Origin of the sequence: Bradyrhizobium sp. CCGUVB23 (assembly GCF_024199885.1) — a bacterium.
Lineage (GTDB): Bacteria > Pseudomonadota > Alphaproteobacteria > Rhizobiales > Xanthobacteraceae > Bradyrhizobium.
Window position 1 is genome coordinate 3,068,002 of the sequence record NZ_JANADQ010000001.1, and the last position, 13,854, is coordinate 3,081,855.

11 protein-coding genes are annotated in these 13,854 nt (G+C 64.0%); 5 read left to right on the forward strand and 6 right to left on the reverse strand.

Going from position 1 to position 13,854, the window contains the following annotated elements:
* From NLN62_RS14005 to NLN62_RS14025, 5 genes are all read left to right on the forward strand, one after another.
* On the forward strand, nt 1–1,020 hold the full coding sequence (locus tag NLN62_RS14005; protein ID WP_027521302.1) for a branched-chain amino acid ABC transporter permease: 1,020 nt from the start codon (nt 1–3) through the stop codon (nt 1,018–1,020).
* A gap of 20 nt (nt 1,021–1,040) precedes the next feature.
* Nucleotides 1,041–2,267: an ABC transporter substrate-binding protein gene (locus NLN62_RS14010; protein WP_254109167.1), complete on the forward strand. Its 1,227-nt coding sequence runs from the start codon at nt 1,041–1,043 to the stop codon at nt 2,265–2,267.
* A gap of 116 nt (nt 2,268–2,383) precedes the next feature.
* Nucleotides 2,384–3,610 carry an ABC transporter substrate-binding protein gene (locus NLN62_RS14015; protein WP_027521304.1) on the forward strand — a complete coding sequence of 409 codons (1,227 nt, stop codon included), beginning with the start codon at nt 2,384–2,386 and terminating at the stop codon, nt 3,608–3,610.
* Nucleotides 3,611–3,908: 298 nt separating this feature from the next.
* Nucleotides 3,909–5,138: an ABC transporter substrate-binding protein gene (locus NLN62_RS14020; RefSeq protein WP_027521305.1), complete on the forward strand. Its 1,230-nt coding sequence runs from the start codon at nt 3,909–3,911 to the stop codon at nt 5,136–5,138.
* Nucleotides 5,139–5,330: 192 nt separating this feature from the next.
* Nucleotides 5,331–6,614 (forward strand): glycerate kinase, encoded by a 1,284-nt coding sequence (locus NLN62_RS14025; RefSeq protein WP_254109168.1) that lies wholly within the window; start codon nt 5,331–5,333, stop codon nt 6,612–6,614.
* 118 nt (nt 6,615–6,732) lie between these two features.
* Here the strand turns inward: NLN62_RS14025 and NLN62_RS14030 are convergent, their stop codons facing one another.
* From NLN62_RS14030 to hyfB, 6 genes are read right to left on the reverse strand one after another with little or no spacing between them, the layout of a single operon-like run.
* Nucleotides 6,733–7,257: an NADH-quinone oxidoreductase subunit B family protein gene (locus NLN62_RS14030; RefSeq protein WP_027521307.1), complete on the reverse strand. Its 525-nt coding sequence runs from the start codon at nt 7,255–7,257 to the stop codon at nt 6,733–6,735.
* Between the two features lie 3 nt (nt 7,258–7,260).
* Nucleotides 7,261–8,769, reverse strand: coding sequence for an NADH-quinone oxidoreductase subunit C (locus NLN62_RS14035; protein WP_254109169.1), 1,509 nt, complete (start codon nt 8,767–8,769; stop codon nt 7,261–7,263).
* 3 nt (nt 8,770–8,772) lie between these two features.
* The gene (locus NLN62_RS14040) at nt 8,773–10,212 is read right to left on the reverse strand and encodes a hydrogenase 4 subunit F (protein ID WP_027521309.1); all 1,440 of its coding nucleotides are present in this window, start codon (nt 10,210–10,212) and stop codon (nt 8,773–8,775) included.
* Nucleotides 10,209–10,871 carry a hydrogenase-4 component E gene (locus NLN62_RS14045; protein WP_027521310.1) on the reverse strand — a complete coding sequence of 221 codons (663 nt, stop codon included), beginning with the start codon at nt 10,869–10,871 and terminating at the stop codon, nt 10,209–10,211. Before NLN62_RS14045 ends, NLN62_RS14040 begins: the two co-directional genes overlap by 4 nt.
* Before the next feature lie 3 nt (nt 10,872–10,874).
* Nucleotides 10,875–11,831: a respiratory chain complex I subunit 1 family protein gene (locus NLN62_RS14050; RefSeq protein WP_027521311.1), complete on the reverse strand. Its 957-nt coding sequence runs from the start codon at nt 11,829–11,831 to the stop codon at nt 10,875–10,877.
* Nucleotides 11,828–13,828 carry a hydrogenase 4 subunit B gene (gene hyfB, locus NLN62_RS14055; protein ID WP_027521312.1) on the reverse strand — a complete coding sequence of 667 codons (2,001 nt, stop codon included), beginning with the start codon at nt 13,826–13,828 and terminating at the stop codon, nt 11,828–11,830. The genes NLN62_RS14050 and hyfB overlap by 4 nt, the downstream gene beginning before the upstream one ends.
* Nucleotides 13,829–13,854: the final 26 nt, after the last annotated feature.

Sequence of the window (13,854 nt, forward strand, 5' to 3'; positions counted from 1 at the left end):
ATGAGCGCAGCAGAAGAAGTCGTTGCCGAAGGCCACGAGGCGGTCGAGGCAGTTCCGAAGCGGGCCATGACGCTGAGCACGACCACCTCGCTGGTGGTGCTCGCAGTACTCCTGATCGTTCCGCTGTTCGCCAAGAACTTCATCATCTTCCAGCTGACGATGCTCCTGATCTACGGGCTCGCAGTGCTGGCGCTGAACATTCTCACCGGCGGGAGCGGCCAGTTCTCACTCGGCCAGAGCGCGTTCTACGCCGTCGGTGCCTATGTCACTGCGGTGCTGATGGAGCAGTTCAACGTCAACTATGCGCTCACGCTGCCGGTCGCCGGCGTGATCTGCTTCGGCTTCGGCTTCCTGTTCGGCCAGCCGGCGCTGCGGCTCTCCGGCGTCTATCTCGCGCTCGCGACGTTTGCGCTCGCCACCGCCATGCCGCAGCTTCTGAAGCTGAACTTCCTCGAGCACTGGACCGGCGGCGTACAGGGGCTCGTCGTCACCAAGCCGGACGCCCCGTTCGGCCTGCCGATGGGCCAGGACATGTGGCTCTATTACTTCACGCTCGTCGTCACGCTCGCGATCTACATCTTCTCGGTGAATCTCTTGCGCTCCCGCTCGGGCCGCGCCTTCATGGCGATCCGCGACAACGAGATCGCGGCATCCTCAATGGGCGTCAACGTCGCTCTCTACAAGACGCTGGCCTTCGGCGTGTCCGCCGGCATCACCGGTGTCGCCGGCGGCCTCAGCGCCATCGCGGTGCAGTTCGTCGCACCCGACAGCTACACCATCACGCTCGCGATCTCGCTGTTCCTCGGCATGGTCGTCGGTGGCGTCGGCTGGCTGCCCGGCTCGTTCGTCGGCGCCGCTTTCATCATCTTCGTGCCGAACATGGCGGAAAGCATCTCAAAAGGCCTCTCCGGCGCAGTGTTCGGCGTGCTCCTGTTCCTCGTCATCTTCCTGGTGCCGCATGGCGCAAGGCAGGTTGCGATCGTCAGCCAACAGTTGATTGGCAAACTCAAGAAGAACTGAAACGTCTAAAGGAGACTGAATTGCTGTTCGCAAGAATACTGGGAATCGTCGCTGTCGGAACGGCGGTCGCAACGATCACCTCCGGCGCAGCACTCGCCCAAAAGAAGTACGATACCGGCGCGACCGACACCGAGATCAAGATCGGCAACATCATGCCGTATAGTGGTCCGGCCTCCGCCTACGGCGTCATCGGCAAGACCGAAGAAGCCTATTTCAAGATGATCAACGACAAGGGCGGCATCAATGGCCGCAAGGTCAACTTCGTCACCTATGACGACGCTTACTCGCCGCCGAAGGCGGTCGAGCAGGTCCGCAAGCTCGTCGAGAGCGATGAGGTGCTGGCCGTGTTCAACCCGCTCGGCACGCCCTCCAACACAGCGATCCAGAAATATCTCAACGCCAAGAAGATCCCGCAGCTGTTCGTCGCGACCGGCGCCACCAAGTGGAACGATCCAAAGAACTTCCCATGGACCATGGGCTGGCAGCCCTCCTACCAGAGCGAAGCGCAAATCTACGCGAAGTGGCTCTTGAGGGAGAAACCCGACGCCAAGGTGGCGGTGCTCTATCAGAACGACGATTTCGGCAAGGACTATCTCAAGGGCACCAAGGACGGGTTCGGCGGCAAGGCCTCGAACATCATCATGGAAGAGAGCTATGAGGTGTCCGAGCCGTCGATCGACGGCCATATCGTCAAGATCAAGGCCGCCAATCCGGACGTGTTCGTGATCTACGCAACGCCGAAATTCGCCGCCCAGGCCATCAAGAAGGTGGCCGAGCTTTCCTGGAAGCCCCTTCAGATCGTCACCAACGTTTCGAGCTCGGTCGGCGGCGTGATGAAGCCCGCGGGCCTCGAAAACTCGCAAGGCATCCTGTCTGCCACTTACGGCAAGGACGCCGGCGACCCGCAGTGGGACAGTGACCCCGGCATGAAGAAGTGGTCGGAGTTCGTCGACAAGTACATGCCTGGCACGGACAAGAACGACAGCTTCGTCGTCTATGGCTATGGCGTTGCGCAGACGCTCGCAAAGGTGCTGGAAATGTGCGGCGATGATCTAACCCACGCAAACGTCATGAAGCAGGCGGCGAGCCTGAAGGACTTCGCTCCTGACACCTTGCTGCCCGGCGTGAAGATCAATACCAGCGCGACCGATTTTGCCCCCATCAGCCAGCTCCAGATGCAACGCTTCAAGGGCGAGAAATGGGAACTCTTCGGCGAGATCATCAGCGGCGACGTCCCCTCCCAATGAAGCGCTGACGCAACAGCTTACCAGGTGAGCCCCCGCGAGCGATCGCGGGGGCTTTTTGTTGACGGCCGGCGCCAATCTTGTTCAATGCAGAGCCGATCCAACCGGGTGGGAGAGCAATGGCTGTCGTCCGTCTTCAGTTCGCGGCCCTGTCGGCCGCATTCATCTTGTGCACCGCAACGAACGGCACAGCTCTGGCACAAAAGAAATATGACACCGGCGCCACCGACACCGAGATCAGGATCGGCAACATCATGCCCTACAGCGGTCCGGCCTCCGCCTATGGCGTGATCGGCAAGACCGAAGAGGCCTATTTCAACAAGATCAATGCGGAAGGCGGTATCAACGGTCGCAAGATCAAGTTCATCTCCTACGACGATGCCTACTCGCCGCCGAAGACGCTCGAACAGGCCCGCAAGCTCGTCGAAAGCGACGAGGTGTTCCTAATCTTCGGATCGCTCGGCACCTCGACCAACGCCGCCATCCGCAAGTACATGAACGAGAAGAAGGTGCCGCAATTGTTCGTGGCGAGCGGCGCCTCCAAATGGAACGATCCGAAAAACTACCCATGGACCATGGGCTGGCAACCGAGCTACGCCAGCGAAGCGCGCATCTACGCCAAATACATCATCAAGGAGAAGCCCGAAGCCAGGATCGCCGTGCTCTACCAGAACGACGATTTCGGCAAGGACTATCTGAGGGGCCTGAAGGACGGCCTCGGGCCGAAGGCCTCGATGATCGTGCTCGAGGACGGCTACGACACCTCCGAGCCAGCGATCGACGAGCGCGTCGTGAAGCTAAAGGCCTCGGGCGCCGACGTCTTCATCAGCATTACCACGCCGAAATTCGCCGCCCAGGCGATCAAGAAGGCGGCCGAGATCAACTGGCATCCGATGCAAATCATCTCCAACGTCTCGGCATCGGTCGGCGGCGTGATCGAGCCGGCGGGCTTCGAGGTGTCGCAGGGCATCCTCTCGGCGACCTACGTCAAGGACGGCACCGACCCGCAGTGGAACGCCGACGACGGGATGAAGAGGTTCTACGATTTCCTCGCGCAATTTGATCCGAAGGCGAACAGGCTCGACGCCGCCGTCGCGTTCGGCTACGGCGCGGCGCAGACGATGGCGAAGGTTCTCCAGATGTGCGGCGACGATCTCACGCGCGAGAACGTCATGAGGCAGGCGGCGAGCTTGAAGGATTTCGCTCCGGACACGCTGCTTCCCGGCATCAAGATCAACACCGCGCCGGACAATTTCGCGCCGATCGCACAGCTCCAGATGATGCGCTTCAAGGGCAGGTCGTGGGAGCTGTTCGGCGACGTCATCTCCAGCGAACTCGGCCACTAGGGTACGCGGGGTGCGCACAACCGAAAATCGCAAGAGACAGTTTGAACAACTTCCATCAACAACATGCTCGGCGCGTGCCGCTATCTCGCAACTGCAACCGGTCACGTGCGCACATCATCCAATGTTTCGCACGCCTCCGCCAAGCGGATGACTACTAAAGGAGCAGCCCTCACGACGCCGTTGCGGGGGCTTTTTCTTGATGCTGCAACGCAAATCGTATTCAATTGCTGCCACGTCGCAAAAAAAAACAACGACAAGAAAAGGACGCACACACACCAAGAAAATCAGGGAGACTGGAATGCCCGCTGTCACTGGCAAACTTGCTGCCGCGTCAGTCGCGCTTGCGCTGTTCGCGGCCTCGACCTCCACTGCATCCGCCCAGAAGAAATACGATACCGGCGCGACCGACACCGAGATCAAGATCGGCAACATCATGCCCTATAGCGGCCCTGCGTCCGCCTACGGCATCATCGGCCGCACCGAGGCCGCCTATTTCAAGAAGATCAACGATGAGGGCGGCATCAACGGCCGCAAGATCAACTTCATCTCCTATGACGACGCCTATTCGCCGCCGAAGACGGTGGAGCAAGCACGCAAGCTCGTCGAGAGCGACGAGGTGTTGTTCATCTTCAACTCGCTCGGCACGCCGCCAAACTCGGCGATCCAGAAATACATGAACTCCAAGAAGGTGCCGCAGCTCTTCGTCGCGACCGGCGCCACCAAGTGGAATGATCCGAAAGACTTCCCCTGGACCATGGGCTGGCAGCCCAACTACCAGAGCGAGACGCAGATCTACGCAAAGTGGCTCTTGAAGAACAAGCCGGACGCCAAGATCGCGGTGCTGTTCCAGAACGACGACTACGGCAAGGACTATCTCAAGGGCCTCAAGGACGGTCTCGGCGCGAAGGCAGCGAGCATGATCGTCGCAGAGGAGAGCTATGAAACGTCCGAGCCGACCATCGACAACCATATCGTGAAGCTGAAATCGATCGGCGCCGACGTCTTCATGAACATCACGACGCCGAAATTCGCCGCGCAAGCGATCAAGAAGAACGCCGAGATCGGCTGGAAGCCGCTTCATTTCCTGAACAACGTCTCGGCCTCGGTCGGCAGCGTGCTCAAGCCCGCGGGCTTCGAGAATTCGCAGGACATCATCTCCGCGGACTATCTGAAGGACGTTTCCGACCCGCAATGGAACAAGGATCCCGGCATGAAGGAGTTTCTCGCCTTCATGACGAAGTACTTCCCGGACGGCGACAAGCTCGACCACGGCACCATCGTCGGCTACGGCGTGGCGCAGACCCTGGTGCAGGTGTTGAAGCAGTGCGGCGACAATCTCACGCGCGAGAACATCATGAAGCAGGCGGCGAGCCTGAAGGACTTCCGGACCGAGGTGCTGCTGCCCGGGATCCAGATCAATACGTCAGCGACCGACTTCGCGCCGATCAGCCAGCTCCAGCTCGAGAAGTTCAAGGGCGAGAAGTGGGAGCTGTTCGGCGACGTGATCAGCGCCGACGTCGGCGGCTAGCCGCCGGCAGATTGGCCCGCGAAAAACGCCCCCCGCGAGAGTCTCGCGGGGGGTTTTCGTTGCCCATCACGCGATCGCATAATCGAATGATGGGCAAGCCCGCTTACGCTTTGCGCGGCGATGCGCTAGGCAAGGGGCAGGCCTACTCCGGCGAGGTCGCCGGTGCCGCCTCTCCTTGACGAAAGCATCGCCATGACCGACCGACGTCCCCTGCTCCGCGCCCTATATGACGCCGCCGTTGCCGCCGCCCATCCGAGCACGATTCTCGCACCGCATCTGCGCCCCGCGCCGAAGGGCCGCGTGATCTGCCTCGCCGCCGGAAAGGGCGCGGGCGCCATGGCCGCGGCCGCAGAGCGGCACTATCTCGATGGGCTCAAGCTCGATCCGGAGCGGCTGGTCGGCATCGCCACCACCCGCCACGGCTACGGCGTACCGACGCGACGCATCCGCGTGGTCGAGGCCGGCCATCCCGTGCCGGACGAAGCCGGCCTGAAGGGCGCCGCTGACACGCTCGCGCTCGCTGGCGAGGCCGGCCCTGATGATCTGCTGCTGGTGCTGCTCACCGGTGGCGGCTCGGCGAACTGGATCGCGCCGGTGGACGGCATCAGCTTTGCCCAGAAGCAGGCGGTCAACAAGGCGCTGCTCCGCTCGGGCGCGCCGATCGGCGAGATGAATGTCGTCCGCAAGCATCTGTCGCGCATCAAGGGCGGGCGGCTGGCGCGCGCCGGCAAAAATGCCGCCGAGATCGTCACGCTCGCGATCTCCGACGTGCCGCATGACGATCCCTCCGCGATCGCCTCCGGCCCCACCGTGCCGGATCCGACCACGCTGGCTGACGCGCGCGCGATCGTCGCGAAATACAAGCTCGACATCGACGATGCCGTTCGCCGCGCGCTCGACGATCCCGCCAACGAAAGCTGCAAGCCCGGCGATGCCGCGTTTGCGCGCGCCCATTTCGAACTGATCGCGCGGCCCAAGCAGTCCCTCGACGCCGCCGTCAAGCTCGCGAAGGACGCGGGCTATGAGGTGATCGATCTCGGCGCCGATCTCGAAGGCGAGGCGCGCGAGGTTGCCGCCGAGCATGCGAGGCTGGCCTTGAAGGCGCGCGCCGCTGGCAAACGCACCGCCATCCTCTCCGGCGGCGAGCTCACGGTGACCGTGCGCGGCAATGGCCGCGGCGGCCCGAACCAGGAATACGCGCTGGCGCTCGCCGGCCTGTTGAAGGACACACCCGACATCGCCGCGCTCGCCGGCGACACTGACGGCGCCGATGGCGGCGCCGGCAAGCCCACCGACCCCGCCGGCGCACTGATCGATGCTGCAACCTTCGCGAAGATGAAGACGCTGGCGCTCGAGCCGCAGGCCTATCTCGACAACAACGACGCGACGGCGTTCTTTGCCGCAACCGGAGACTTGCTGCTGCCCGGGCCGACGCTGACCAACGTGAACGACATCAGGGTAATTCTGGTGGATTGAGCCACGGCTCTCCCCTGTCATTGCGAGCGAAGCGAAGCAATCCAGGCTGCGTCCACGGATACAGTCTGGATTGCTTCGTCGCTGCGCTCCTCGCAATGACGGGATGTGTGGGCGCAGCTCACTCCTTGCCGCCGACGTGCTCCAGGAGCGCGAGCAGGCCTTTCAGCAGGTCGAGCGGCGACGGCGGGCAGCCCTTGATGTGCAGATCCACCGGAACGACCTCGGACACGCCGCCGACGCAGGCGTAGCTGCCTTTGAAGATGCCGCCATCAGCGGCGCAGCCGCCCACCGCGACCACCCATTTCGGATCGGGCGTGGCGTTATAGGTCCGCTCCAGCGCCTGCCTCATGTTCTTCGTCACCGGTCCCGTGACCAGCAGGACGTCGGCATGGCGCGGCGAGGCGACGAAGCGCAGACCGAAACGTTCGATGTCGTAGAAGGCGTTGGAGAGCGCATGGATCTCCAGCTCGCAGCCATTGCACGAACCGGCGTCGACCTGGCGGATCGCGAGCGACCGGCCGAGTCTTGCCTGCGCCGCGCGGTCGACCTTGCTGGCAAGTTCAGCCAGCGCGGTCTCGTCCGGCGCCGGGGCGGGCTCGGTCAGAGAGCCGTGGGTGAGACTTTCGAGCAGGGTCTTGCGCATGGCTCAGAGATCCGCGCCCGAATAGGAACAGTTGAACGATTTGTTGCAGAGCGGGAAGTCGGCGATGATGTTGCCCTCGATCGCGGTCTCCAGCAGCGGCCACTGGAACCAGGAGGCATCGCGCAGGTGGCAGCGCTGCACGCGCAACTCCCGGTCCAGCCTGAGCCAGACCAGCACGTCACCGCGAAACGCTTCGGTCACAGCCAGGCCTTCGCATTCGCCGTGCCCGGCCGGCAGCGCGCTCATGATCTCGCCCGGTGCCATCAGGTCCAGAATCTGCGCGATCAGCGCAACGCTCTGCTCGACCTCGCGGATGCGGATCCAGACCCGCGCATTGACGTCGCCCGCCTCGAGCACCGGCACCTCGAACGACAGCCGATCGTAGGGGGCGTAGGCAAGCATGCGCCGCGCATCGAAATTGCGCCCCGAGGCACGGCCGACATAGCCGCCGGCGCCGAACTGGCGCGCATATTCCGTTTTCACGATGCCCGTGGTGACGGTGCGGTCCTGAAGCGACGCCGTGTTGTCGTAGAGTTCGATCAGGCGTGGAAACACCTTGTCGATTTCGGCAAGCAGCGTGCGCAGTGCCGCAATGCCGTCCGGTGCGATGTCGCGCACCACGCCGCCGGGCACGATGACGTCCATCATTAACCGATGGCCGAATGCAGCATCGGCGGCGCGCAGGCAGCGCTCGCGCAAAATGCCGGTCTGCGCATGCATCAACGCGAAAGAGGCGTCATTGCAGATCGCGCCGATGTCGCCGAAATGATTGGCAAGCCGCTCCAATTCCGCCATCAGCGCCCGCAAGTGCGTCGCGTGCGGCGGCGCCTCGATGTCGAGCGCTGCCTCGGCAGCGCGCGCAAAGGCAAAAGCGTAGGCGACGGCGCTGTCGCCAGAGGTACGATTGGCGAGCTTTGCCGCAGCCTCAAGGTTCGCGCCCTGCAGCAGGGATTCGACGCCCTTATGGGTATAGCCAAGCCATTGCTCCAGCCGCACCACATGCTCGCCATTGGCGGTGAAGCGGAAATGGCCGGGCTCGATGATGCCGGCATGGACGGGTCCCACCGCAACCTGATGCAGCGCCTCGCCTTCGGCCGGTAGGAACCGATACGGGACCGCCTCGCGCGGCGCGTTGCGGCTGCCGAGCGGGAACGATTTGTCCCAGACGTAATGGTCGAGCCACGGACGCACATCGTCGGCGCTGGTTGACGTCAGCCCGAACAGGTCGTGGATGGTACGCTCCAGCCGCAGCGCGGGCGAGTGATGGCGGGCGACGCTTGGAAAGCTACCCGCCGCACATTCGTAGGTGACGACCGCGATCTCGGCGACGGCTTCATTGAGCAGCGCCATGTGGACAACGGCCGGCTCACCCCAGAGGCCAAGCAGGGTCAGACGGCCGGCGGCCAGTTCGTCGACTGCGGCCCGCCAGCCCGCTTCTGCCACGACGACACGCGGCCAGGGGCGGTGCGACGGCACCGCGTGAACATGGGGGATGCTGTCGAGGATACCCATCGCCTATCCCAGCAGCTTTGCGACGTTAGTAAAGCCGGTCACCAGGACCGGCGGCAGATAGATCCCGGCCATCGCGACCAGCGCCAGATGCGTGAACATCGGCACGTAGGAGGCCTCCGCCGGCGCGGTCTTGCCTTTGGGCTCGCCGAACATCACGACGCCGATCCGCAGCAAGAGCCCGCCGAGCGCGATGATGATACCGAGCACCAGGATCGCGGTCAGCCATGGCGCGCGGGAAAAGGTCGAGCTGACGACCAGGAACTCGCTCATGAAGATGCCGAGCGGCGGCAGGCCGACGATGGCGATGACGCCGAGCATCAGGCCCCAGCCGAGCACCGGGTTGGTCACCGTGAGCCCACCAATGTCGGCGATCTTCTGCGTACCCTTGACCTGCGCGATGTGACCGACCGCGAAGAAGATCGCGGACTTGGTCAGCGAGTGCATGGTCATGTGCAGAAGGCCCGCGAAGTTCGCGAGCGGCCCGCCCATGCCGAAGGCAAAGACGATGATGCCCATGTGCTCGATCGAGGAATAGGCGAACATGCGCTTGATGTCGCGGCGGCGGTACAGCATCAGCGCCGCGAAGATCACCGAGATCAGGCCCATCGTCACCATCAGCGGCCCCGGCGCGATCGCCGCCGAATTGACCGCGAGCATCATCTTGAAGCGCAGAAGCGCATAGAGCGCGACATTCAGCAGAAGGCCCGAGAGCACCGCGGAGATCGGCGTTGGGCCTTCGGCGTGCGCGTCGGGCAGCCAGGCGTGCAGCGGCGCGAGGCCGACCTTCGTGCCGTAGCCAAGCAGCAGGAAGACGAAGGCGACGTTGAGCAGCGCCGGATCGAATGCGGCGGCGTGCTGGACCAGCACGGTCCACACCATGCCGTCGAGCCCTTCGCCCACCGCAGGACGCGCCGCCATGTAGACCAGGATGGTGCCGAACAGCGCCAGCGCGATGCCGACGCTGCCGAGGATGAAATACTTCCACGCGGCTTCGAGCGCCTCATGGGTACGGTAGATACCGACCATCAGCACGGTCGTCAGCGTCGCGACCTCGACCGCAACCCACATCAGGCCGATATTGTTGGCGATGAGCGCGAGGTTCATCGCGAACATCAGGATCTGGTACATCGCGTGATAGAAGCGCAGGAAGGCCGGCGTCAGCCGTCCGGTCTCGATTTCGTGATGGATGTAGCTCGCGCTGAACACGGATGTGGTGAAGCCGACGAAGGTCGTCAGCACGATGAAGACCTTGTTGAGGTCGTCGAGCAGCAGATATTGCCCTGACGTCGGTTCGATCACGAACAGCGAGAGCGAGGTGAGGAAGGTCGCGAGCGCCGCAACGACGTTGAGCTTTGCCGTCAGGAAGTAGCCGGGCAGTATCGCGAGCAGCGCGGCCGAGATGGCCGGGATCAACAGGATGGCACCGAGCGCGTCGATCGTCATCGCCGCTCTCCCCTGAAGCGGTCGAGCGCCTGCACATCGACACTGTCGAAACGCTCGCGGATGCGAAACAGGAAGATGCCGATCACGATGAAGGCGATCAGCACCGAAAAGGCGACGCTGATCTCGACCACCAGCGGCATGCCCTTGGCACCAGTCGCCGCCAGCACGAGGCCATTCTCCAGCGACATGAAACCGACCACCTGGCTCACGGCATTGCGCCGCGTCACCATGATCAGGAGCCCGAGCAGCACCACCGACAGCGCGAAGGCCAGATCCTCGCGCGCGAGCGCATCCGCGCCCGGCGTCACCCGCAGCATCACCACCATCGACAGCGCGACGAGGCCGATGCCGGCCATCATGGTGAGCCCGATGCCGATCACGTTCTCGATCTCGCGGTGAATGCCGAGCCGCCGGATGATCCGGTGCAGCGCTACCGGAATGATGATGGCCTTGAAAACGAGAGCGATCAGCGCGGTGACATAGAGATGCGGCGCCGCCTGCACATAGGCCTGCCAGGCCACCGACAACGCCAGCACGCCGGCGTGCAGCGCATAGACGTTGAGCAGCGCATAGAGCCGGTCCTGGTAAAGCAGCATGAAGCTCGCCAGCACGAGCGATCCGGCGAGCAGGTGGGCGATATCGAATTGCAGGCTGCTCATGTCCTACAGGCTCCCCGACACGAAGCGCAGCAGCGTCGCGAGCAGCGCCAGCATCAGCGCCGCCCCCAAAAACTCCGGAATACGGAATACGCGCATCTTGGCGATCGACGTCTCGAACAGCGCGAGCAGGAAGCCAAGAACTGCAAGCTTGCCGAAATAGAGCAGCGCGCCGAACGCCAGTGTCGCGACGCTCGCATCCGCAGTCGCGGTGCCCCAGGGCAGGAACACGCAGGCGATCAGCGAGACGTAGAGCAGCAGCTTGAGCTGCGACGACAGGTCGATCAGCGCAAGATGCCGCCCCGAATATTCCAGCACCATGGCCTCATGAACCATCGTGAGCTCGAGATGGGTCGCGGGATTGTCGACGGGGATGCGGGCATTCTCCGCCAGCGCCACAATGGTCAGCGCGACGAACGCCATGCCGAGCGACACGCGCAGACCGACCGCGTCCGAGCCCATGAACTCGGCAACGTTGGAAAGCTGGGTCGAGCCCGCGATCATGGCGACCGCGAACACCGTTATCAGGATGGCAGGCTCGGCCAGTGTCGCGATCATCACCTCGCGGCTGGAGCCGATGCCGCCGAAGGCGGTGCCGACATCCATGCCGGCAAGCGCCTGGAAGAAACGCGCGCTGCCGAGCAGCGCAATGATGGCGATGAGGTCGGCGGTCCCGGAGAACAACAGACCGTTGCCGAAGGTCGGCACCAGCGAAGCCGCTACCCAGGTGCCGGCAAACATCAGATAGGGAATGACGCGGAACAGCCATGAAGCGTTGTCCGCGAGCACGACGTCCTTGCGCATCAGGCGGACGAGGTCGCGATAGGGCTGAACCAGCGGCGGTCCGCGCCGGCGGAGCAGCCGCGCCTTCACCTTGCGGACAAAGCCGGTCAGCAGCGGGGCGAGCAGCAGCACCAGCAGCATCTGCGCGCCCTGCGAGAGGATGTCGCGCAGCGCGGTCATAGCGCCACCACCAGGAGCAGAACGATGAGCGCTCCGAAGACCAGCGTCAGATAGCGGCGGATGGTGAGGAATTGCAGGGTGTTGATGCGTTCGGTGGCGAAGCCGATGATCGTCGCGATCGGCGCGTAGAGCGCGTCCCAGATCAGATCGTGCAGTTCGACCTTGAGCCGTGCAGGCAGCGGCGATGATGGCGGTGGCATCTCGCCGATCTCGCGTGCCGCGAAGATCACGCTGCCGAACACGCGGCGGATCGGCTGCGAGAAGCTCGAGGCGGAGTATTGGATCGTGGGGTCGGGGTCGGGATACCCGCAATCCCAGGCGGGCGCGCGGCGCAGGCGATCGGAGGCGAGGCGGTGAATGGCCGACGCCGCGGCGGTGCCGCAGAGCGCAACGAACAGGAAGACGAGAAGGCCGTTATAAGAGCTGCGGCTTTCCGCGATCGGCACGATCGTGAGCCATTCCAGCCCGGTCTGATGCGGCATGACGTTGCCGACCATGGCCTTGCTCACCGGCGCCAGCGCGTCGATGAACAGGCCGGGCAGGATGCCGGCGACGAGGCAGAGTGCCGCAAGCGCGAACATCGCAGCCAGCGAGAAGCGATCGGTCTCATGCGCGCTTGCGGCGACATCCGTGCGCGGCCGGCCGAGGAAGCTGATGCCATAGAGTTTGACGAAGCAGGCCGCGGCGAAAGCCGCCGCCAGCGCCAGGAGGCCGCCGACCGCGGGGATGGCGAGCTTCAAACCCCAGGATGGCAGTTGCGGCGACAGCAGGATTGCCTGGAAGGTCAGCCATTCCGAGACAAAACCGTTGAAGGGCGGCAGCGCCGAGATCGCGACGCAGCCGACCAGCATCGCGAAGGCCGTGCGTGGCATGCGATGGATCAGCCCGCCGAGCTTCTCCATGTCGCGCGCGCCGGTTGCCTCCAGCACCGCGCCGGCGCCGAAGAACAGAAGGCTCTTGAACAGCGCGTGATTGAAGACGTGCAGCATCGCCGCGGTGAAGGCGAGCGCCGCCACCCAGTCGAGCCCCTGCGCCTTGAAAGCGAGCGCGAGCCCGAGGCCGGTGAAGATGATGCCGATGTTCTCGATGGTCGAATAGGCCAGCACGCGCTTGATGTCGCGCTGCATCAGCGCATAGAGCACGCCCAGCGTCGCGGTGGGGCCGCCGACCAGCAGCACCACCATGCTCCACCACCACTCAGGCTCCGGCAACAGGTCAAACACGATGCGGACGAAACCATAGACGGCGACCTTGGTCATCACGCCGCTCATGAGGGCCGAGACGTGGCTGGGAGCGGCGGGATGAGCAAGTGGCAGCCAGGCGTGCAGCGGCACGACGCCCGCCTTCGAGCCGGCGCCGAGCAGGACGAGGATCACCACCATGCCGGCGAGCGCGGCCGAGGGATGCGAAGCGCGGATCGCGTCGAAATCGTAACCGGCACCGCTCGCAAGCAGACCGAAGGCGAGCAGCAGGACCAGCGTGCCGAAGCTTGCCATCAGGAGATAGACATAGCCGGCACGGATATTCTCCGCCTCGCGGTGGTGCGACACCACCAGAGCCCAGGAGGTCAGCGACATGAACTCCCACGCCACCAGAAAGCTGAAGGCGTCGTTGGCGAGCACGACCGTATTCATGCCGGCGAGATAGGCGGGATAGAACGGCAGCACGCGACCGGGAGATTCTTCATGCGCGCCGTAGCCGAGCGCGAACAGGCTGGCGGCCGCGCCACCAAGATTGATCACGACCAGGAAGAAGGCCGACAGCGCATCGAGACGGAAGTGAGCCCCCAGCCAGGGCAGGCCGATCGGCAGAGTGGCACTCAACACGGGATGGGCCGAATCGAGCAGGTGAAGGAGCGCGGTGACGCAGAGTGCCGCGGTGACGACCAGGCAGGCGCCATAGAGCACGGCCGAACCGCGCGGGTACGACGACAGCACGATCCCGACCGGCGCCAGCGCCAGCAGCAGTGCCACCGACCATAGCGCCACCGAGATCATTAGAGCTCCCGGATTGCGAGTTGTGC